Genomic DNA, 20774 nt, shown 5'->3' on the forward strand with positions numbered 1-20774 from the left:
GCAAATGGCCGAAGCAAAAGTACTCAGTGGCGCCGGGCTCCGTGGCCAGGTAGCCGGGCAAACCGCATTGTCCACGGTAGGCCAGTCGGGCGCTGGCCTGACCTATCGCGGCTACGACGTTCGCGACCTGGCGGCTGACGCACAGTTTGAAGAAGTGGCCTACCTGCTTTTATACGGCGAGCTGCCAACCCAGGCCCAGCTGGACGCCTACACCGATAAACTGCGCCAACTGCGCGACCTGCCCCAAGCCTTGAAGGAAGTGCTCGAGCGCATTCCCGCCGACGCTCACCCGATGGACGTGATGCGCACCGGTTGCTCGTTCCTGGGCAACCTGGAACCCGAGCAGGATTTCTCCCAGCAGCACGACAAGACCGATCGCCTGCTGGCCGCGTTCCCGGCGATCATGTGCTACTGGTATCGCTTCAGCCACGAAGGCCAGCGCATCGAATGCGTGACCGACGAAGTGTCCATCGGAGGCCACTTCCTGCATCTGCTGCACGGCAAGAAGCCGAGCGAGCTGCACGTCAAGGTGATGAACGTGTCGCTGATTCTCTACGCCGAGCATGAATTCAACGCCTCGACCTTCACCGCCCGCGTCTGCGCCTCCACGCTGTCGGACCTGTTCTCGTGCATTACCGCCGCCATCGGCTCGTTGCGCGGCCCGTTGCATGGCGGCGCCAACGAGGCAGCAATGGAAATGATCGAGCGCTTCAGTTCGCCGCAAGAGGCCATCGAAGGCACGCTTGGCATGCTGGCGCGGAAGGACAAGATCATGGGATTCGGCCACGCGATCTATAAGGACAACGACCCGCGCAACGAGGTGATCAAGGGCTGGTCGAAAAAACTCGCCGACGAAGTGGGCGACACCGTGCTGTTCCCGGTCTCCGAAGCCATCGACAAGACCATGTGGGAGCAGAAGAAACTGTTCCCCAACGCCGATTTCTACCATGCCTCGGCGTACCACTTCATGGGCATCCCGACCAAGCTGTTCACGCCGATCTTCGTCTGCTCGCGCCTGACCGGCTGGGCCGCCCACGTGTTCGAACAACGCGCCAACAACCGCATCATCCGACCGAGCGCCGAATACACCGGCGTCGAACAGCGCAAGTTCGTGCCAATCGAACGACGCTGAGCTGAGGGGGAACCGCAGGCACTGGATAACTCCAAAACCCTGTGGGAGCGAGCTTGCTCGCGATTGCGCACTGACATTCAATATCGATGTCGACGGATACACCGCTATCGCGAGCAAGCTCGCTCCCACAGTGGCCGGGGCGGCTTCAAGGCCGGCACCACCCCCCTCTGAAACCACCGTGACCCGAGTCCTGACGATGAACACAGAATTTCGCAAACCGCTGCCTGGCACTTCGCTGGATTACTTCGACGTTCGTGGCGCAGTGGAGGCCATCCGCCCCGGTGCCTATGACGGCCTGCCGTACACCTCTCGCGTATTGGCGGAAAACCTCGTGCGCCGCTGCGACCCGGCCACGTTGCGTGAATCGCTGCTGCAACTGATCGAGCGCAAGCGCGACCTGGATTTCCCGTGGTTCCCGGCGCGCGTTGTGTGCCATGACATTCTCGGACAGACCGCCCTGGTGGACCTGGCCGGCTTGCGCGACGCCATTGCCTTGCAGGGCGGCGACCCGGCGCAAGTCAACCCGGTGGTGCCGACCCAGTTGATCGTCGATCACTCGCTGGCGGTGGAAAGCGCCGGTTTCGATCCCCAGGCATTTGCCAAGAACCGCGCCATCGAAGACCGCCGCAACGAAGACCGTTTCCACTTCATCAACTGGACCAAGAAGGCCTTCAAAAACGTCGATGTGATTCCGCCGGGCAACGGGATCATGCACCAGATCAATCTGGAAAAGATGTCGCCGGTGATCCAGCAACGGGACGGCGTGGCCTTCCCGGACACTTGTGTCGGCACCGACAGCCACACGCCGCATGTCGATGCCCTGGGCGTGATCGCCATCGGTGTCGGTGGCCTGGAAGCCGAAAGCGTCATGCTTGGTCGCGCGTCGTGGATGCGCCTGCCGGAAATCGTCGGCGTCGAACTGACCGGCAAACTGCAACCGGGCATCACCGCCACCGACATGGTGCTGGCGCTGACCGAGTTCCTGCGCAAGCAGAAAGTCGTCGGTGCCTGGCTGGAGTTTTTCGGCGAAGGCGCCAGTGCCCTGACCTTGGGCGACCGAGCCACCATCTCCAACATGGCCCCGGAATACGGCGCCACGGCGGCGATGTTCCATATCGATCAGCAGACCATCGATTACCTGAAGCTCACCGGCCGCGAAGACCAGCAGGTGCAGTTGGTCGAGAACTACGCCAAGACCACTGGCTTGTGGGCCGACAGCCTCAAGGGCGCGCAGTACGAGCGCGGCTTGAGCTTTGACCTGTCCTCGGTGGTGCGCAACATGGCCGGTCCGAGCAACCCCCACGCCCGCGTCGCGGTATCGGATCTGGCCGCCAAAGGCATCTCTGGCCAGTGGGATGATGTGCCGGGGCAAATGCCTGACGGCGCGGTGATCATCGCCGCGATCACCAGTTGCACCAACACCAGCAATCCGCGCAACGTGATTGCCGCCGGCCTGCTGGCGCGCAACGCCAACCGCCTGGGCCTGGCCCGCAAGCCGTGGGTCAAGTCGTCCCTGGCGCCGGGTTCGAAAACCGTGGCGCTGTACCTGGATGAAGCGGGCCTGACGTCCGAGCTCGAGAAGCTGGGCTTCGGCGTTGTCGCGTTCGCCTGCACCACGTGTAACGGCATGTCCGGCGCGCTGGACCCGGTGATCCAACAGGAAATCATCGACCGCGACCTGTACGCCACCGCCGTGCTGTCGGGCAATCGCAACTTCGACGGGCGGATCCATCCGTACGCCAAGCAGGCGTTCCTGGCGTCGCCGCCGCTGGTGGTCGCTTATGCCATCGCCGGGACCATCCGCTTCGACATCGAGAAGGATGTGCTGGGTGTGGTGGATGGCCAGGAAATCCGCCTCAAGGACATCTGGCCGAGCGACGAAGAAATCGAAGCCGTGGTCAAGGCGTCGGTGAAGCCGGAGCAGTTCCGCCAGGTGTACATCCCGATGTTCGCCATCCAGGAAGACACCGGCCCGAAAGTCACGCCGCTGTACGACTGGCGCCCGCAAAGCACCTACATCCGTCGCCCGCCGTATTGGGAAGGTGCATTGGCCGGTGCGCGACCGCTCAAGGGCATGCGTCCGCTGGCGGTACTGCCGGACAACATCACCACCGACCACTTGTCGCCATCCAACGCCATCATGCTGGACAGCGCCGCCGGCGAGTACCTGGCGAAAATGGGCCTGCCGGAAGAGGACTTCAACTCCTACGCGACCCACCGTGGCGACCACCTGACCGCGCAACGCGCCACCTTCGCCAACCCGAAACTGTTCAACGAAATGGTCGTTGAGGACGGCAAGGTCAAGCAGGGCTCCCTGGCCCGGGTCGAGCCGGAAGGCAAGGTGATGCGCATGTGGGAAGCCATCGAGACCTACATGGAGCGCAAGCAGCCACTGATCATCATCGCCGGCGCCGATTACGGCCAGGGTTCATCGCGGGACTGGGCGGCCAAGGGCGTGCGCCTGGCGGGTGTCGAGGCGATCGCCGCTGAAGGCTTCGAGCGCATTCACCGCACCAACCTGGTGGGCATGGGCGTGTTGCCGCTGGAGTTCAAGCCCGGCACCGATCGCAAGACCCTGGGTATCGACGGCAGCGAAGTCTATGACGTGATCGGCGAGCGAACCCCGCGGGCGACGCTGACCCTGGTCATCACTCGCAAGAATGGCGAGCGCGTCGAGGTGCCGGTCACCTGCCGCCTCGATACCGCTGAAGAAGTGTCGATCTATGAAGCCGGGGGCGTGTTGCAACGCTTTGCCCAGGACTTCCTCGAATCGGCGGTGGCCGTTTAAATCGCTTGGGTGGCCAGTGTTCTGGCCATCCATTTTTTCAGGAGTTAGAGCATGGCTCACTCGCCTCAAATCAAGATCCCCGCGACCTACATGCGTGGCGGCACCAGCAAAGGCGTGTTCTTCAGCCTGCAAGACTTGCCCGAAGCTGCCCGCGTCCCAGGCCCTGCCCGGGATGCCCTGTTGCTGCGGGTGATCGGCAGTCCCGACCCGTACGAGAAGCAGATCGATGGCATGGGCGGCGCAACGTCCAGCACCAGCAAGACCGTGATTCTGTCCAAGAGCACTCGGGCCGATCACGACGTCGATTACCTGTTCGGCCAGGTGTCCATCGATAAACCGTTCGTGGATTGGAGCGGCAACTGCGGCAACCTGTCGGCGGCGGTGGGGTCATTTGCCATCAGTAGTGGTTTGGTGGCGTCCGACCGTATTCCGCAAGATGGCGTGGCCGTGGTGCGGATCTGGCAGGCCAACATCGGCAAGACCATCATCGCCCATGTGCCCATCACCGATGGCGCGGTGCAGGAAACCGGCGACTTCGAGCTCGACGGCGTGACGTTTCCGGCGGCTGAAGTGCAGCTGGAGTTCATGGATCCGGCGGCCGAGGAGGAGGGCGGTGGTGGCTCGATGTTCCCTACCGGCAATCTGGTGGATGACTTGGAGGTGCCTGGTGTCGGCACTTTGAAGGCGACGCTGATCAACGCGGGGATCCCGACGATTTTCATCAATGCTCGTGATGTGGGTTACACCGGCGCCGAGTTGCAGGGCGCGATCAATGGCGATCCCAAGGCGCTGGCGATGTTTGAAACCATCCGCGCCTACGGTGCCTTGCGCATGGGCTTGATCAAGCACCTGGACGAAGCTGCCCAACGCCAGCACACACCCAAAGTCGCGTTTGTCGCGCCGCCGGCGGATTACGTGTCATCCAGCGGAAAAGCCGTGGCGGCTGGCGACGTTGATTTGCTGGTGCGGGCGTTGTCCATGGGCAAACTCCATCACGCCATGATGGGCACGGCAGCCGTCGCCATCGGCACGGCCGCGGCGATTTCAGGCACGTTGGTGAATCTGGCTGCTGGAGGTGTCGAGCGCAACGCCGTGCGTTTCGGCCACCCGTCCGGCACGCTGCGCGTCGGCGCCGAGGCCAGCGTGGTCAACGGCGAATGGACGGTGAAAAAAGCCATCATGAGCCGCAGCGCGCGGGTGTTGATGGAAGGGGTCGTGCGGGTGCCGGGGGATGTCTTGAACTGAGGTGAGAGACTGTGGGAGCGAGCCTGCTCGCGAAAGCGGTGTATCAACCAACATAGATGTTGGATGTGACTGCGCTTTCGCGAGCAGGCTCGCTCCCACAGGGATTTTCAGTGGGTCCAGAATCTCACGCCATCACAGATCAATATGTGGGAGCGAGCTTGCTCGCGATGGCGGAGTGTTAGTCGACATCAATGCTGAATGTGCAGGCCTCTTCGCGAGCAGGCTCGCCCACAGGGGGCTGTCAGCCTTTCGTTAGTGCGGTGACGACCAGCCCCACATTACTTTCCAGTTCCGCCACCGGATCGGCGTCATCGGTGCTCAGCACCAGCAGCCGACTACCGCCCTCGGTAATCGCGGCCTTCAGCGAATCCGAGGGTTCACGGTGGTACAGCACCAGCGCCACGTCATTGTCTCTCAACGTCGCACTCAACTGCTTGAGGGCTTCGGCTGTCCATTCGGTATCGGGCCGGGTATCTGTGCTGATGGCGTCCAGGTTGAGCCCGCTGATCAAATAACCGAAATGCTCGCTCAGGCTGACCACGCTCAGGTTATCGGCGCTGGCAAGACGCTTTTCGCTGTCGGCGCTGAGCTGGAGCAGGCGCTGCTTGATGGCCGCCAGGTTGGCGTCGATTTTCGTTTTGTCCGCCGGGGCCAGGCGCACCAGGTCGGCGGCGATCACGTCGGCCATCCGCCCCAGGTTGTGGCTGGCCATCCACGGCTGGCTCGCCAGGCCGTCGGTCATGCCTGGTTGTATGGCGATGCCGGGCAGGGCACCGTCCACCGGACGCGCGGCGTCGATTTCAACGATACGGATATTGCTGCGTCGGGCCATGGGGTACAGCGGATCGTCCGGCCACAGCGAACGCAGCCCGATCACGGCGTCGGACTCGCCGGCGAGCTTGCTCAGGGCAGGGGCGCCTCGGCCACTGAAATAGGCGCTCTGCCGAGTGCCGGGCAGGTTGTCGGGAGCGGCCCGGGCCAGGCTGACGTCGGTGCCCTTGAGCAAGGCCTCGCCCAATCCATAGGTGACCGGCAGCGAGGCCAGCAGACGGACCTTCTCAGCAGCGAATGACGAGGTGACGGCCACGCCGCACAACGCGACGGCCAGGGTCAGTTGTCGCAATGAAAAAACCATTTATCCAAGATTCCCTTTGAGGCTGGGGACGACGCCGCGGGCGATGGCGCTCAGGGCGAAGGCGATGCCGGCTACCAGAATGATCGCGGCACCGGACGGGATCGGCAGGTCGAACACAATCGGCGCGAGGATCCCGCACAAGGTACTGACAGTGGCGATCAGCACCGAGCACCAGAAAAAGCCTTTCAACGATTGGCTGAGCAGGCGAGCCGCCGCTGCCGGGATGACCAGCAATGCGCCCACCAGAATGGCGCCGATGACTTTCACCGCCGCCACGGTGATCAACGTCACCAGGACCACGAACAAATAATCCAGCGTCTTCACTGCCACCCCGCGCACCGCTGCCAGTTGCGGATTGAAGCTGGCGAGCATGATGCGGTTGTACAGCGGCAACGCCAGCGCCATCACCAACGAGCCGACCACAGCGAGCACCACCAGGTCATTGCCGTTCACCGTCAGCACAGAGCCGAACAGCACGTTCTCCAAAATGTGCACGTTGATCTTGCCTGCCAGGATCAACAGCAGGCTCGCGCCCAGGGCCAGGGACACCGAAAGGAAGACGCCGATCAAGGTGTCCGGCGCCAGGCCGGTGCGGTTGCGCAGGTAATTGAGCAGGATGCCGAACAGCAGGCAATAGCCGAACAGGCTGCCGTACGGCCCGGTGTAGGGTTCGCCGAGCAGGATGCCGATGGCCACGCCGGTCAGCGCCGCATGGCCCACCGCTTCGGAGAAAAACGCAAAGCGTTTGACCACCACCAGCGTGCCGAGGCCACCCAGCACCGGGCCGATCAACAGCCCGGCCAGCAACGCATTGACCACGAAGCCGTAGGCCAACGCCTCAGGCAAATAACCGGCCGACGCCCAGCCCTGGACCATCAAGCGAAAAGCTTCATAACTCATCAGGCCGCGCTCCCATTCGTGCGTGGATGGGTGGAAAACAGCGTCAGCAGTCGCTCCGGGGTCAAGGTCTGGCGGGGCGGGCCGTCGAACAGTACCCGGCGATTCAAGCCGGTGACACGGTCGGCCAGGCGACCGACGGCTTCCAGGTCGTGTTCTATCCATAGCACGGTGATCCCGGCCTGGCGCCAGTCCTGCAGCAACCGTTCGAACACCTGGATGCCGGCCTCGTCGAGAGCTGACATCGGTTCGTCCAGCACCAGCAATTGCGGCGAAGGAATCAATCCTTGGGCCAACAGCACCCGCTGGCGTTCGCCGCCGGACAGCGCGCCCATGCGTCGCTTGCGCTTGTCCTGCATGCCGACCCGCTCCAAGGCCTGGCCGATGGCCCCCGCGTAATGTTTGCTCAAGCCGAGAAAGGCGGGCCGCCGCTGACACATCGCCGCCATGAAATCATCGACCGTCATCGGCAGGCCCCGGTCGAATTCCAATGCCTGGGGCACGTAGCCGATCACCCCAGGTTCGCCCGGCCATTGCAGGCTCAAGCGTCCCTGGTGCGGCATTTGCCCGAGCAAAGTCTTGATCAGCGAACTCTTGCCGCCGCCGTTGGGGCCGACCAATGCATGGATGCTGCCGGGTTGTACCTGGAAGCCCACATTGTCGAGAATCGTGGTGCGCCCCAGCTCAAGGCTGACGTCAGCGAAATGGATCAACGGGCCGGTCTGTTGCTGGATAAGAGTTTCCTGAGCAGTCATGCGCCGGACTCCTGGATCGCCCGGACCACGGTGTCGAGGTTGCCGGTCATCTCCTTTTCGTATTTCTCGGCGCTGTATTCACCGTAGGAAATGTGCGAAAGCGGGTACAGCTTTACGCCCGATTCACGTTGGATGGTGTCGACGTAGGTGGAAGGAAAATCCATCTCAGAGAAGATCACCTTCACGTCCAGTTCGCGCAGTTGGTCGATGGTCTTCTTCAATTGGCTGGGGCTCGGCTCGATGCCATGGGCCGGCTCGACCACGGCGGTCACTTCCAGGCCGAATTCGCGCAACAGATAGTCATAGGCGGCGTGGACCGTGGCGACTCGCAGCTCGGCATTCGGTGCCTGGGTGAGCTTGGCGAGCGCGTCGGCGCGCATTTGCCGCAGACGCTTGCCGTAGGTCCGGGCGTTTTGCGTGTAGGTCTTGGCGTTGTCCGGGTCGAGCTTGCCCAGCTCCCGGGCGATGTTGTTGACCTGGGCAATGGACGCGCTGATGGACAGGAAGGTGTGCGGGTTGACCACCTTGCCCGCGCCTCGGGCGGCGGTGCCGGTGGCGGCCAGCAAGGGCACGTTTTCGTTGGCTTCGATGACCTTCACGTTCGGCGTTTCGCTGGCAGCGATCATACGGTCGGCAAAATCGTCATGGCCGACGCCGTTGAGCACGATCACATCCAGGCCGCCGATGCGCTTGATGTCTTCGGCCCTGGGTTCGTAGGCGTGGGGGTTGAAACCGGCCGGGATCAGCGGCACCACTTCTGCCTTGTCGCCGACGATATTGGCTACGTAGCTGTAATAGGGGTGCAAGGTAATGCCGATGCGCAGGCGCTTGGCTGTATCGGCGCTCACCTGTGATGTGAACAGACAGGTCAGCAGGCCGATTAACAGCAGGCGCAGCAGGGGTCGGCGTTGGGATGCGATAGGCATGGGCAAGCGGTCTTCTCTCGGATGAGGGCGTAGGGTCAATGCCGATGCTGGCGGGTTACGCCGGCATCGAACTGCGCGACGATCTGTTGCCAACCTGTGGCGGACAAGGCGGTGTCGTCCAATGCCGTCGGGGCGCTTGGAGGATTGCTGCGGTTGAGCCAAATGTCCGGCGGCGCGTCGGATGTTTCGCTGATGCGCATCAGAAAGGAGCCCGAGACGGGCAGGTTGGCGCTCGCCCCGAAGTAGGCTCGTTCACTCAGCAGTTGCCAGGCGTGCCCGCCGCGGCTGACCGAACTGGCGTCCTGGGCGAACGGGGCAAAGCCTTCATCCGCCAACGCTTTCGGCGCGGGAAGGGCTTGCTCGTTTTCGCGCAGGATGCGGATTTCGTCCAGCGTGACCCGCAGGTCAGCGTAGATGCCTTGCTCGGCGGCGGTGAGGTCGCGGCGGGCGTCCAACTGGTTGCTTTCCAGATGGGCGACTTCCTGGGTTTCGCCATGCCAGGCCACCACCGACCCGGCCCCCAACACGATGATCAGACACAACAGCAAGACATAAAGGGTTTCATGGCCCGCGCCGGCAGGGCGGACGATCTGAGTGATGGGAGCGCTCATGGGGCCTCGATGTCGGCTTGGTCGATTTCCACCACGTGGCCGGGGCCGGCGTCGAAGAGTACGTAGAATTCAGCGTTCGGCTTTTTGAAAGTCAGCTTCGAGTCGGCGCCGAGCTTGCCGGGAACCAGGATGGTTTCGTCGTAGCCAATTACATCCAGCGTCACTCCGGGAGCGCCGCTGCCATCGGAAAAACCGCCGGTGCATTGGATCTGTTCGGCGTCGATGGCCTTGCACTCGCACATAGGGTTGTGGGCCAGAGCGCTGGTGCTCAAGCCTGCACACAGCAGCAGCGCCAGGCGGTTGAGGGAGGCGCGGACGGTCATGGTTGGGCTCCTTGGGTTTTCAGCCAGGCGACGGTGGCCGGGGAGGCCTGGTTCAGGGGAATGGAGGCTTGATGCATCGAGCCGTCCCAGCCTTCGAGGGTGATCCACAGCTCGGCGTCTGGCTGGGTCTTTTTCGGCACTGGCAGAAAGGCGCCCATGCGATACGGCGAGCCGAAGAAAATCACCCCGGCGGCACGCAGGCTGCGGGGCTTGCCGATTCGCAAGTAGGTGGCTTTGACCTGGCTGATGCAGCGCTGGCAGAGGGCGGCGTTGAAGTGTTTCATCGGACCGGCGGGCCCCTGGGTGCGAGGCGCTTCATTGCGAAACTCCGCCAGGCGCAGGCTCCACGGCCCGACCTGGACCTCGCCGACTTCACGCTCGCCAAGCCCCCCGTCTCCTCGGAACAGAGCTGCTTCTGAAAAATACTTAGGCATGAAACCCAGGGGAATCAACAGTAACAAGACGTTGAGGTGGAAACGCCATTTGTGCCAGAACTGGCCCAGGCGTGAGGGTGATGTCGTCGTGGTGGTCGGGGTCACAGGTTGCCCTCCGGCGAGTCACGGTACGGGGACGGCTGCAATAAAGGCGCGGCCAAGGCCTGTCGTGCGGGTTTCTGGCTGCGCTTGAAGGCGTTGGCGGTCGCCAGGGCCGTGCGTTTGGTCCAGATCAATAGGCCGCTGAGGACCATCAGGCTCAGGACCAGACCAAAGAAGCACCAGATGAGCTTGATCCACAGTCCGCCGAAATCCCCGGTGTGCAAGGGCCGCATCGATTCGGTGACGAACTCCAGCGCCGTACGGTCCGACAACAAGCGCGAGGCGTCCACGTCACCGTTGTAGGGATTGATAGTCGCGGTCTGGAACATCAGCGGATACCAGCCGCGACCGCCGATTTCCAAATGGCTGTAGGCGTTGAAGGGCAGGCTGACGAAGCTCGCCTCCAGTCCTGGGATGCGCTGCTGGGCGATTTCGATGGCGCGATCCAGGCTCAGCTGTGGCGGCGGTACGCCATCGGTCGAGAGCGGAACGCTTTCGCGGGCCACTACCGGGACGACCGGTGCACTGGAGATGGAAATCCCGTTGTCGGCGAGCGAGGCCTCGATCAGGAACCAGACGCCAGTGATGGAAATGACCGCAATGAACCAGATCGACCAGATGCCGCTGAGCCGATGAAAGTCGCCCCAGAAAATACGCGCGCCGTGGCGGATGCGCAGGGTCGGACGCAGGAAACCCTTCCAAAAACGCTTGTAGACCACCAGCCCGGTCACCAGGGACGCGAGCAGCGGCAGACCGAGGAAAGACACCAGGTACCAGCCCCAGCTGTAACCGTTGGTGAATGGCACGAGCCACCATCCATGCAGTGCACGTGTAAACGCCCTGAAGTTGAACGCCGGGGCCGATCCCTGGATGACGCCGCTATAGGGGTTTACGTAGACGGTGTCAGGGCGGCCGTCGGGGTAGGTGACCTTGGCCTCTAGGGCGAAATGCGATTCGTCCGGACGCACGATGCTTTGCACTTGGGTCAGCGGTTGGGCCTGCTTGATGGCGGCGATCACCTGGTCGTAGCTGAGCAGCGGGGCATCGTCCGAGGGTTCGCTGGCGCGCATTTCAGGGTTCACTAGCCAGACAATCTCCTGGCTGACCACGGCCAGGGTACCGGTGACACAAACGATGAGTACAAAAAACCAAATGGGCAATGCCAGCCAGCTATGGACCAGGAACCAGAGTTTGGAGCGAGACTTCTTCGACATGATTGAACGTCTTGATTCGATGAAAGGTTCCGTGTCACGGGCTTCGTAACACCCAGAACCCTGAAAAGCAGGCCGTAGCTTTTGCCGACGCGGCCTGCTGCATCTAATTAAGACGAACGAGCGGCTCAAATCCTGAAGGGGAAGATGAAAGAAAATGTTTCGCGTTTGCGATGAGGGGCTTTTTTTGCGGCGAGGGAGCAAGGCCCCTCGCCAGGGTTAACGCTGTCTTCTAAAATGCATCAGCCTTGTTGGAACATTTCCCTGGCCCGCTGCTCGATCTGTTCCTGAGTCAGGTCCTCCTTGCGCGTTGCCAGGAACCACAGATGGCCGTATGGATCTTTCAGGGTGCCGGAGCGATCCCCGTAAAACTGATCCTTGACCTCGGAAATCACGGTGCCTCCGGCCTCGATCGCCTGGGCGAATGCGCTGTCCACGTCGTTGACATATAAATGCAGACCTACCGACGGCGATCGATCCGGATTGCTCAGCGGGCCTTGGTCGCAAGGCGTACCAAGCATGATCGGGCAATCGCCGATACGCAGTTCGGCATGGCCGATGCCGCCGTCGGGCATGCTCAGGCTCATGACCTCGGTTGCGTTGAAGGCTTTCTTGTAGAAATCGATGGCTTCGGCGGCTTTCTGGATGCCCAGATAAGGCGTAATGCTGTGATAACCATCAGGAATGGCTTTGACGCCCATGACGTTTCTCCTTGTTGTTATGGGAGGACGACTTTCGTCGATTTTCGCCCAACCACTATAGAACGCCGCCCATGGGAGGGCTCACGCCCCGACGAACGTCTCACGGCTCGTCCAACAAATGCGCCCCCGGTCCTCGCTTGCCAAGCACGTCACCTTGATTGCGCAACGGGCAATGTTCCATCGACAGGCAACCGCAGCCGATACAGCCGTTCAGCCGGTCGCGCAGGGCGATCAGTTGATTGATGCGCTCATCCAGACTCCGGCTCCATTGCGCTGACAAGGTCTTCCAGTCCGCCGCTGTCGGGGCGCGATTCTGCGGCAGATTTTTTAGCGCTTCGCCAGTCTCCGCCAAGGGAATGCCCAGGCGCTGGGCGAGACGTTCGGCTCTTTTCAGGTGCTGCGCAACATCGAGCGCAGCCTGGACGGTGCGCTGCATTGCCCGTGGGCCAACCCAGCGCAACGGGCAATCCCAGAGGGCGATACCCACTATCAAAAGCGTTGATTTCTGCGGTTTCACGTCGGCGGGTAGCCTTTGTTCATCGCCCAACTTCAGAACATCGGACACCCGCCATGAACCGTATCCTTACTGTCTTGCTGCTGTTGACTGCCACCGTATTGAGCGGTTGCGCCTCGTCGTCCCCGGAGCTGCGCCCGTATACAGCCGAGGAAACCCGTGAGCTGGCTCTCGAAGCGTTGAATCGCCGGGGGCTTTCGTTCGAGGAATATCACGCCAAGAAAGCCGAACTACTCGGGCCTTCGCAGAAAAATGTCGGCTATGACGAGCGTGGCGAAATGAATGCCGAACGGACCGTTCAATTGCCTGGCCGACCCAGCTGAGGGACTGTACCGCTCGAAGTTTTGCCTAACTGTCCATGGGTTTGCGCCGGGACGTGGGGTAGGGTCATGACCTGACTGCCCCGACGGATTGACCTGCCATGACCCTCTCGCTTGACCTGCTGCTGGGCTTCGCCCTGTTTGCCCTTGTAACCTCGATCACGCCAGGCCCCAACAACACGATGTTGCTGGCCTCGGGTGTCAATTTCGGTTTCAACCGTACCATCCCTCATATGCTGGGTATCACTTGCGGCTTCTTTTCCCTGGTGCTGGCGGTGGGCCTAGGCCTGGGCGCGGTGTTCCAGGCTTATCCGCTGCTTTACACCCTGTTGCGTTATGTCGGCGCGGCATACCTGATGTACCTGGCATGGAAAATTGCGCATTCCGGTCCTGTCTCGGACAGCGCAGCGGGCAACAACAAACCGATCAGTTATTGGGGCGCGGCGGCGTTCCAATGGGTCAACCCCAAGGCCTGGATCATGGCCATCGGTGCCATCAGCACCTATACACCCCTGCAAGGCTATTTTTTCAATGTGGTGGTGATCGCGGCAGTGTTCGCCCTGATCAACCTGCCAAGCGTCAGCCTGTGGGTGGTCTGCGGCAGCCTGTTGCGCAACCTGCTGCGCGATCGTCGATGGCTGCGCCTGTTCAACTGGGGCATGGCATTGCTGCTGGTGGCATCGCTGTATCCGTTGTTGGTGGAAAGCATGAGTTGAGGGCTGAGCTTCGATGCGATGCCTGCTAAGCTCGTTGTTTTCAGGAGCGTTCCTACGCACTTTTAAATGAAGTCCGACTTCTTTAAGGTCTTGATCAGGTAAAGCTTGTCTCGAACCCAACGAGGGCATCCCGATCCCGGAACAGGCTCTGCGAGTTTTCTTATGAATAAGCGTCCTTTGTATTTTGATTATGCCGCCACCACCCCGGTGGATGAGCGGGTCATCCAGGTCATGGTCCAATGCCTGGGTTTCGACGGTAACTTTGGCAACCCGGCCTCCAGCTCCCATGCCTTCGGCCAGGAGGCGCGATGCGCCGTGGAGCAGGCGCGCCGGCAAGTGGCCCAACTCGTTGGGGCTCAAGCCGGACAGATTGTCTGGACGTCCGGTGCTACCGAATCCAACAACCTGGCACTCAAGGGCGTGGCCCAGGCGCGCGGCGCGGGTGAAGGACATGTAATCACCAGCCTGATCGAGCACAAGGCGGTGCTCGATACCGTCAAGCAATTGGAGGAGAGCGGTGTCGCGGTGACTTGGCTGGCGCCGGATGCCGATGGCCTGATCAGCCCGCAAGCTGTTCGCGAGGCGCTTCGCGAAGATACGTTCCTGGTGTCGCTGATGCTGGTGAACAACGAGTTGGGCACCGTCAACGACGCCGTTGCCATCGGTGAGATCGTTCGCGAGCATGGCGCGCTGTTCCATATGGACGCGGCCCAGGGTGCCGGGAAAGTGAGTATCGACCTGACCCGGTGGCCGGTGGACCTGATGTCTTTTTCCGCGCACAAAATCTATGGCCCCAAGGGCATCGGTGCACTTTATGTCGGCGACCGCGCGCGGCCGCGCCTGTCGGCGCAGATCCACGGCGGAGGCCACGAAGGTGGGTTGCGTTCCGGTACCCTGGCGACCCATCAGATTGCAGCCATGGGCGCGGCGTTCGAGCTGGCGGCGCAATCGTTTGATGAAGAACTCACCCATATCGCTCGGTTGCGCAATCGTTTGCTTGAGCCGCTGTTGGCATTGCCTGGCGTATGTATCAATGGCAGTGCCACCCAGCGCATCGCGCATACGCTGAGCCTGACCTTCAACGAAGGCGAGTTCAATCCGGCCGCGCTGGGCGCTTCGATTGCTTTTTCCGCCACATCGGCCTGCAACTCGGCGAATAACGCACCCTCCCACGTATTGTTGGCCCTTGGGCACGACGAACGAGCGGCAAGCCGCACCATTCGCTTGAGCCTGGGACGTTTCACTCAAGAACAAGACATCGACGAGGCGGTGCGGTTGATCAAGGCGGCCTATGCCGCTGCGCCAGCATTCTGGGCGACACCCACCTGAGCCGAACTATTCGGCATCGAACAACAAAACTGATTAGCAGGAGTGATGATGAGTACCCAGCCTTTGACCCCAGGACAAGTTCCCCAGCGCCTGGCTCGAATCCGCCAATTGATGAGCGACGAGGGCATCCATGCATTGCTGGTGCCGTCGGCCGACCCGCATCTCTCGGAGTACCTGCCGGGCTACTGGCAAGGGCGCCAATGGTTGTCCGGTTTCCATGGCTCGGTTGGGACCTTGATCGTCACTGCGGATTTTGCCGGGGTTTGGGCTGATAGCCGTTATTGGGAGCAGGCCACCAAGGAGCTGGAGGGCAGCGGTATCGAACTGGTCAAGCTTGTTCCAGGTCAGCCCGGCCCGCTGGATTGGCTCGGCGAACAGACGCCCGAGGGAAGCGTGGTTGCGGTTGACGGCGCGGTGATGGCCGTAGCATCGGCTCGAACGCTGAGCAGCAAGCTTGAGTCTCGCGGCGCACAGCTGCGTACCGACATCGACCTGTTGCAGAAGGTTTGGAGCGATCGCCCAAGCCTGCCTGATCAACCCGTCTACGCCCACCTGCCACCGCAAGCGACGGTAAGTCGTGTCGAGAAGCTCGCGAAGCTTCGCGAATCCCTCAAGGAACGTGGCGCCGATTGGCATTTCATCGCCACCCTCGATGACATTGCCTGGCTGTTCAACCTGCGTGGCGCGGATGTGTCCTTCAATCCGGTGTTCGTTTCCTTTGCCTTGATCAGCCAGCAACAAGCAACGCTTTTCGTCGCCTTGAACAAGGTCGACGCACCGTTGCGCGCCGTTCTCGAAGAGGATGGCGTGACGCTACGGGACTACAGCGAGGCTGGCGCCGCGCTGCGTGAAGTGCCCAATGGCATGAGCCTGCAGATCGACCCGGCGCGGGTCACGGTCGGCTTGCTCGACAACCTTGGCAGCGGCGTGAAGTTGATCGAAGGACTCAACCCCACGACGTTGGCAAAATCGCGCAAGAGTTTGGCGGATGCCGAACATATTCGTAAGGCCATGGAGCAGGACGGGGCGGCGCTCTGTGAGTTTTTTGCCTGGCTGGAAAGCGCCTGGGGACGCGAGCGCATCACCGAGCTGACTATCGATGAGCACCTCACCGCAGCCCGAAAGCGTCGGCCGGATTTTGTTTCCTTGAGCTTCAACACCATCGCTGCATTCAACGCCAATGGCGCAATGCCTCATTACCACGCCACGGAAGAGGCGCACGCCGTTATCGAAGGTGATGGCTTGCTGCTGATCGATTCGGGCGGCCAATATCTCGGTGGGACCACGGACATCACCCGCATGGTGCCGGTCGGAACGCCGACGTCGGAGCAGAAGCGTGATTGCACCCGAGTGCTCAAGGGCGTGATTGCCTTGTCCCGGGCCAAGTTCCCCCAAGGCATTCTGTCGCCTTTGCTGGACGCTATCGCCCGCGCGCCGATCTGGGCCGAGCAGGTGGATTATGGTCATGGCACGGGTCATGGGGTCGGTTACTTTCTCAATGTCCACGAGGGACCTCAGGTCATTGCCTATCAGGCCGCCGCTGCGCCACAGACCGCGATGCAGCCAGGGATGATCACCTCGATTGAACCGGGTACTTATCGTCCAGGTCGCTGGGGCGTGCGCATCGAGAACCTCGTCATCAATCGCGAGGCGGGCAGCAGCGAGTTTGGTGCGTTCCTGGAATTCGAAACGCTCACGCTGTGCCCGATCGACACCCGCTGCCTGGAGTCGTCGCTGCTGACCCAGGATGAAAAAGACTGGTTCAATGCATATCACGCCGAGGTTCAGCGTCGATTGAGCCCGTTGCTGGAAGGCGACGCGCTGCAATGGTTGAACACCCGAACGGCGGCCATCTGACGCGAAGGATCAGGCCAGGGCTTCACGGACGAAGTCCAGCCGATCCTGCCCAAAGAACAGTTCACTGCCGACAAACATGCTCGGAGCACCGAACACGCCCCTACGAATAGCTTCTTCGGTCGTGCTTTTGAGCTGCTCCTTGACCGACTGATCGGTCGTCAGGGCGAGTACATACTCAGGGTCGAAACCACCTTCCTTCAAGACCGTCGCGACGGTTGCCGGATCGTTGAGGTTGCGCCCGTTTACCCACAGCGCACGGAACAGGCAATCAATAAAAGGCTCGAAGCGGTCAGGTTGATGCAATTGCATGCCGGTCACGGCACGCATCAGCAGCAGCGTATTGATTGGGAAGTAAGGGTTGAGCTTGAATTCGACACCGTAGCGCTTGGCGAAACGACTCAAGTCCTGAAATAGATAGGGACCTTTGGCGGGCACGGTAACAGGGGATGCGTTACCCGTTGCCTTGAAGACGCCACCGAGCAACATGGGGCGGTAAACCAGCGCACTGTCAGCTTGTGCACACAGCGTGGGCAACTGGGTATAGGCCAGGTAGGTGGTCGGGCTGCCGAGATCGAAGAAAAATTCCACGGATTTGTTCATGAGCATTGCTCTCTTATTAGCATGAGGTGGGCTTACCAGCGTTCGCTCCAGGGACGCAGGTCCAGCTCGAAGGTCCAGGCGTCACGGGGCTGGGTATGCAGATACCAATAATTTTCGGCAATGTGTTCAGGGTCGAGGATGCCATTCTCATCCTTGGTTGCGTATTTTTCCGGGAAGTTGTCGCGGATGAAGTCAGTGTCGATGGCTCCATCCACCACCACGTGGGCGACATGAATATTCATTGGTCCCAATTCGCGCGCCATACTCTGGGCCAGCGCGCGAATGCCATGTTTGGCTCCCGCAAATGCTGCGAACCCGGATGCTCCGCGCAACCCCGCCGTAGCCCCGGTAAACAGGATCGTCCCACGGCGACGCGTGGCCATCCGCTTGGCCACTTCCCGGGCATTGAGGAAACCTGAGAAACAGGCCATTTCCCAGATCTTGAAATATTTACGTGCGGTTTCCTCAAGGATGCTGCAGGGCACATTCGCGCCAATATTAAACACAAAGGCTTCGATCGGACCGATCTGATTCTCGATCTGCTCAATCAGCGCGATTACATCGTCTTCCTTGCGTGCGTCACAGGCAAAACCATGAGCTTCCCCGCCTTGCGCCCTTATATCGTCGACCAATGGCTCAAGCTTGTCGGCACTTCGACGCGTAACGCAAGCCACGAAACCTTCCCGGGCGAAACGCTTGGCGATCGCGCCACCCGTGGCGTCGCCGGCACCTACAACCAGTACGACCTTCTTATTATTCATGGTTAGCTCCATTGCTAAACGATCGTTAACTAAACGGACGTTATGCTAAGATCCGGCCATCGTCAAGGTGATGATCAAGAGGCAAGACAATGCGTTATTCGGCCAATCACAAAATGGAAACTCGCGAGAAACTGCTCGCCAGCAGTGCCGTATCGGCCAAGACGTCAGGTTTTTCGACGGTAGGGGTTGATGGCCTCATGAAGGCGATCGGGTTGAGCGGCGGGGCGTTTTATAGTCACTTTTCGTCCAAGGACGAGCTTTTCAAGACTATCGTCGAGCGCGAGCTGGCTCATAGCTTGGATCGCCTGAGTGGCGAGGTCATGGACTCAGTGAAGTTGGAACGCTGTCTTAAGCAGTACCTGAGCATGAGCCATGTCGAGCATCCGGAGGCGGGGTGTGCCTTGCCGGTATTGGGCGCTGAGATTGCGCGTTCGGATGTGCAGGTGCGTGAGGCAGCGCAAACGTGGATCTGTCGTTTGCATGACGGTTGGGCAAAAGTATTGGGAAGCGATAGCTTGGCCTGGGCGATCCTGTCGCAATGCGTTGGGGCGCTTGTCGTCGCCCGCATGCTCGTCACGCCGGAAGTCCAGCGTGATGTTCTCAAATCCAGTCATGAGGAAGTCAGCCGTCGGCTGTCTGAGCGGCAATCTGACTGACCCGCCGCTATTTGCAGATCACGATCATGCTGCGACTGGTGTACCCGGCTGGGTTGAGTCCGAAAGGATAATCACCCGGCTCTTCGACTGCATCGCCTGACTTGGCGATGACCTTGTAGTTTTTTGGGGCGCATGAGTTCGCGGCGGTGGCGGCACATTGGTCCCAGGATGACGTCAGGCCAGAACAATTGATGTGCAAGCCTTTCTTACCACGCTTGATTTCGGTTTTCGATGTTGCCGCGCAGCCAGCAATTGCAAGTACCGCGATCAGTATCAGAATTCGTTTCATTCCCGTCCTTATGCCGTCGCGGATCTTTTGCCTGCGTGCGGCTGCTTTCGCTTTGGTCTTAAGCGTTCATGACGTCCTTATATGAAAAAATTCCATGCTGACCATTAGGTTACGGCGCTAAACATGGCCTAAATGCGCGGTAAATACCAGAGCTACGTGAAAAGCTGCTCAATCTGCTGCAATGGCCGGCTTTGCGGTCTCCCCCATGGTCAACGTTGCGCCGATCGAAGCGAGGATAATGCAGGTAATGGCAGCCCATTGGGACAATGAAAGGTATTCATGAAGGAATATCAGTCCTGACAACGCGCCGATCGCGGGCTCTACACTCATCAGCGTCCCGAATGTACGGGCTGGAATGCGGGTCAGGGCAATCATCTCCAAGGTATAAGGCAGGGCGGTGGACAGGATGGCGACACCAACGGCGATTGGAATCAGGCTTGGTGTCAGTAGTGTGGCCCCAGCGTGAACGATGCCAATAGGGGCTACAAACAGTGCGGCGATCATGACCCCCAAAGCTGCGGTCTGCACGCCATTGTCCGCTCCAGCTTTCTGGCCAAACAGGATGTACAGCGCCCAACAAATTCCGGCGCCCAGGGCATAGGCAGCACCGATCAGGTCGATGCCGGTGCTGGTGGCCCCGGAGGGTATGAGCAGCAACAAGCCAATCACCGCCAGGGCGATCCAGAGAAAATCAATCGCCCGGCGTGACGCGTAGATAGCGACCGCCAGGGGGCCGGTGAATTCCAGTGCCACGGCAATGCCCAGCGGAACGGTGCGCAGTGACATATAGAAGAGGAAATTCATGCCACCCAGAGCCATTCCGTAGATCACTACGGTGCGCAAGGATTGGGCGGTGAGTTTGGCTCTCCATGGACGTAGCAACAACAGCATGATGATGCTGGCGAAAATGAGGCGTAGCGTCGTGGTGCCTTGTGCACCCACTACCGGGAACATGCTCTTGGCGAGTGACGCGCCGGACTGGATCGATGCCATGGCGATCAGTAGCAGGGCAACCGGGTATAAAGAGGATGCCAGGCTGCGATTTGGTGGGGTCATTACAAGGTTTCATCCGTTGCGAAGGCTGGAGAAGTGGTTTTTGAGCAATATAGTGCGCACTTCACGCGACGCAGTCTATATATAAGACGGGCTTGTACCGTTTCGGCCAGAAAAATGGAGAAAGAGAAAATAACGGTTGACGGCAGATTCCAGGTGTCTATAATTCGCCCCACTTCCGGCGCAGTCGAAACGGAAAACTCCTTGATTTTCAATGAGTTAAGTAGGTTTCGATAGGTCAGGTGCTTCAGTTCATCGAAGCGTTGAAGGAGTTGATAGGGCGGTGTTGTTTGCTCTATCGGCGATTCGATCCTCTCGGTCGAAAGCGGTGAAAAAGAGGTGTTGACAGCAGCGAACAACGCTGTAGAATTCGCCTCCCGCTAACGAGAGATCGAAAGCGCAAGTGGTTGAAGTTGTTA

Annotated in this window: 22 protein-coding genes; 8 read left to right on the top strand and 14 right to left on the bottom strand. The window is 60.6% G+C overall.

Going from position 1 to position 20774, the window contains the following annotated elements; translation table 11 throughout:
• Window positions 1-4 precede the first annotated feature (4 nt).
• The 3 genes from prpC (at window position 5) to prpF (ending at window position 5165) form a co-directional block, all read left to right on the top strand.
• Window positions 5-1132, top strand: coding sequence for a bifunctional 2-methylcitrate synthase/citrate synthase (prpC, locus tag FHK92_RS10730; protein ID WP_181288023.1), 1128 nt, complete (start codon window positions 5-7; stop codon window positions 1130-1132).
• 196 nt (window positions 1133-1328) lie between these two features.
• Entirely contained in the window at window positions 1329-3920 is a 2592-nt protein-coding gene (gene acnD / locus FHK92_RS10735; protein WP_181288024.1) for a Fe/S-dependent 2-methylisocitrate dehydratase AcnD, read from the top strand.
• Window positions 3921-3971: 51 nt separating this feature from the next.
• Window positions 3972-5165 (top strand): 2-methylaconitate cis-trans isomerase PrpF, encoded by a 1194-nt coding sequence (gene prpF, locus FHK92_RS10740; RefSeq protein WP_181288025.1) that lies wholly within the window; start codon window positions 3972-3974, stop codon window positions 5163-5165.
• Window positions 5166-5406: 241 nt separating this feature from the next.
• On the opposite strand, the gene FHK92_RS10745 is transcribed toward prpF, so the two are convergent.
• The 10 genes from FHK92_RS10745 to soxR form a co-directional block, all read right to left on the bottom strand.
• Complete coding sequence (locus FHK92_RS10745; protein ID WP_181288026.1) at window positions 5407-6300, bottom strand: metal ABC transporter solute-binding protein, Zn/Mn family; 894 nt, start codon at window positions 6298-6300, stop codon at window positions 5407-5409.
• On the bottom strand, window positions 6301-7200 hold the full coding sequence (locus FHK92_RS10750) for a metal ABC transporter permease (RefSeq protein WP_122568704.1): 900 nt from the start codon (window positions 7198-7200) through the stop codon (window positions 6301-6303).
• Window positions 7200-7952, bottom strand: coding sequence for a metal ABC transporter ATP-binding protein (locus tag FHK92_RS10755; protein WP_181288027.1), 753 nt, complete (start codon window positions 7950-7952; stop codon window positions 7200-7202). The genes FHK92_RS10750 and FHK92_RS10755 overlap by 1 nt, the downstream gene beginning before the upstream one ends.
• Window positions 7949-8878 (bottom strand): metal ABC transporter substrate-binding protein, encoded by a 930-nt coding sequence (locus tag FHK92_RS10760; protein ID WP_181288028.1) that lies wholly within the window; start codon window positions 8876-8878, stop codon window positions 7949-7951. The genes FHK92_RS10755 and FHK92_RS10760 overlap by 4 nt, the downstream gene beginning before the upstream one ends.
• A 35-nt stretch (window positions 8879-8913) precedes the next feature.
• Window positions 8914-9489 carry a DUF6162 family protein gene (locus FHK92_RS10765; RefSeq protein ID WP_181288029.1) on the bottom strand — a complete coding sequence of 192 codons (576 nt, stop codon included), beginning with the start codon at window positions 9487-9489 and terminating at the stop codon, window positions 8914-8916.
• Complete coding sequence (locus FHK92_RS10770) at window positions 9486-9812, bottom strand: hypothetical protein (protein ID WP_181288030.1); 327 nt, start codon at window positions 9810-9812, stop codon at window positions 9486-9488. Before FHK92_RS10770 ends, FHK92_RS10765 begins: the two co-directional genes overlap by 4 nt.
• Window positions 9809-10351 carry a thiamine pyrophosphate-binding protein gene (locus FHK92_RS10775; protein WP_181288031.1) on the bottom strand — a complete coding sequence of 181 codons (543 nt, stop codon included), beginning with the start codon at window positions 10349-10351 and terminating at the stop codon, window positions 9809-9811. The genes FHK92_RS10770 and FHK92_RS10775 overlap by 4 nt, the downstream gene beginning before the upstream one ends.
• Window positions 10348-11562 carry a PepSY-associated TM helix domain-containing protein gene (locus FHK92_RS10780; protein ID WP_181288032.1) on the bottom strand — a complete coding sequence of 405 codons (1215 nt, stop codon included), beginning with the start codon at window positions 11560-11562 and terminating at the stop codon, window positions 10348-10350. Before FHK92_RS10780 ends, FHK92_RS10775 begins: the two co-directional genes overlap by 4 nt.
• 239 nt (window positions 11563-11801) lie before the next feature.
• A complete protein-coding gene (locus FHK92_RS10785; RefSeq protein WP_181288033.1) occupies window positions 11802-12260 on the bottom strand; it encodes a VOC family protein in 459 nt (152 codons plus the stop codon).
• A 100-nt stretch (window positions 12261-12360) separates the two neighbouring features.
• Window positions 12361-12825, bottom strand: coding sequence for a redox-sensitive transcriptional activator SoxR (gene soxR, locus FHK92_RS10790; protein WP_309109602.1), 465 nt, complete (start codon window positions 12823-12825; stop codon window positions 12361-12363).
• 5 nt (window positions 12826-12830) lie between these two features.
• Here soxR and FHK92_RS10795 point away from each other — a divergent pair, with 5 nt between their 5' ends.
• The 4 genes from FHK92_RS10795 (at window position 12831) to FHK92_RS10810 (ending at window position 16996) form a co-directional block, all read left to right on the top strand.
• Entirely contained in the window at window positions 12831-13097 is a 267-nt protein-coding gene (locus FHK92_RS10795) for a hypothetical protein (protein WP_181288034.1), read from the top strand.
• A 98-nt stretch (window positions 13098-13195) separates the two neighbouring features.
• Complete coding sequence (locus tag FHK92_RS10800; protein WP_181288035.1) at window positions 13196-13810, top strand: LysE family translocator; 615 nt, start codon at window positions 13196-13198, stop codon at window positions 13808-13810.
• Window positions 13811-13972: 162 nt separating this feature from the next.
• Window positions 13973-15139, top strand: coding sequence for a cysteine desulfurase family protein (locus tag FHK92_RS10805; RefSeq protein ID WP_181288036.1), 1167 nt, complete (start codon window positions 13973-13975; stop codon window positions 15137-15139).
• Window positions 15140-15187: 48 nt separating this feature from the next.
• Window positions 15188-16996, top strand: coding sequence for an aminopeptidase P family protein (locus tag FHK92_RS10810; RefSeq protein ID WP_181288037.1), 1809 nt, complete (start codon window positions 15188-15190; stop codon window positions 16994-16996).
• Between the two features lie 9 nt (window positions 16997-17005).
• Here the strand turns inward: FHK92_RS10810 and FHK92_RS10815 are convergent, their stop codons facing one another.
• Window positions 17006-17596, bottom strand: coding sequence for a 2-hydroxychromene-2-carboxylate isomerase (locus FHK92_RS10815; RefSeq protein ID WP_181288038.1), 591 nt, complete (start codon window positions 17594-17596; stop codon window positions 17006-17008).
• Window positions 17597-17628: 32 nt separating this feature from the next.
• Window positions 17629-18357, bottom strand: coding sequence for an SDR family oxidoreductase (locus FHK92_RS10820; RefSeq protein ID WP_181288050.1), 729 nt, complete (start codon window positions 18355-18357; stop codon window positions 17629-17631).
• Window positions 18358-18446: 89 nt separating this feature from the next.
• Between FHK92_RS10820 and FHK92_RS10825 the strand changes: the two genes are divergently transcribed.
• On the top strand, window positions 18447-19013 hold the full coding sequence (locus FHK92_RS10825; RefSeq protein ID WP_181288039.1) for a TetR/AcrR family transcriptional regulator: 567 nt from the start codon (window positions 18447-18449) through the stop codon (window positions 19011-19013).
• 7 nt (window positions 19014-19020) lie between these two features.
• Here the strand turns inward: FHK92_RS10825 and FHK92_RS10830 are convergent, their stop codons facing one another.
• Together FHK92_RS10830 and rhtA are read right to left on the bottom strand one after the other, a co-directional pair.
• Window positions 19021-19302 (bottom strand): hypothetical protein, encoded by a 282-nt coding sequence (locus FHK92_RS10830; RefSeq protein WP_181288040.1) that lies wholly within the window; start codon window positions 19300-19302, stop codon window positions 19021-19023.
• Window positions 19303-19470: 168 nt separating this feature from the next.
• Window positions 19471-20358, bottom strand: a complete 888-nt coding sequence (gene rhtA / locus FHK92_RS10835) for a threonine/homoserine exporter RhtA (RefSeq protein WP_181288041.1) — start codon at window positions 20356-20358, stop codon at window positions 19471-19473.
• Window positions 20359-20774 lie beyond the last annotated feature (416 nt).

Source organism: Pseudomonas brassicacearum subsp. neoaurantiaca (assembly GCF_013608025.1).
Taxonomy (GTDB): Bacteria; Pseudomonadota; Gammaproteobacteria; order Pseudomonadales; family Pseudomonadaceae; genus Aquipseudomonas.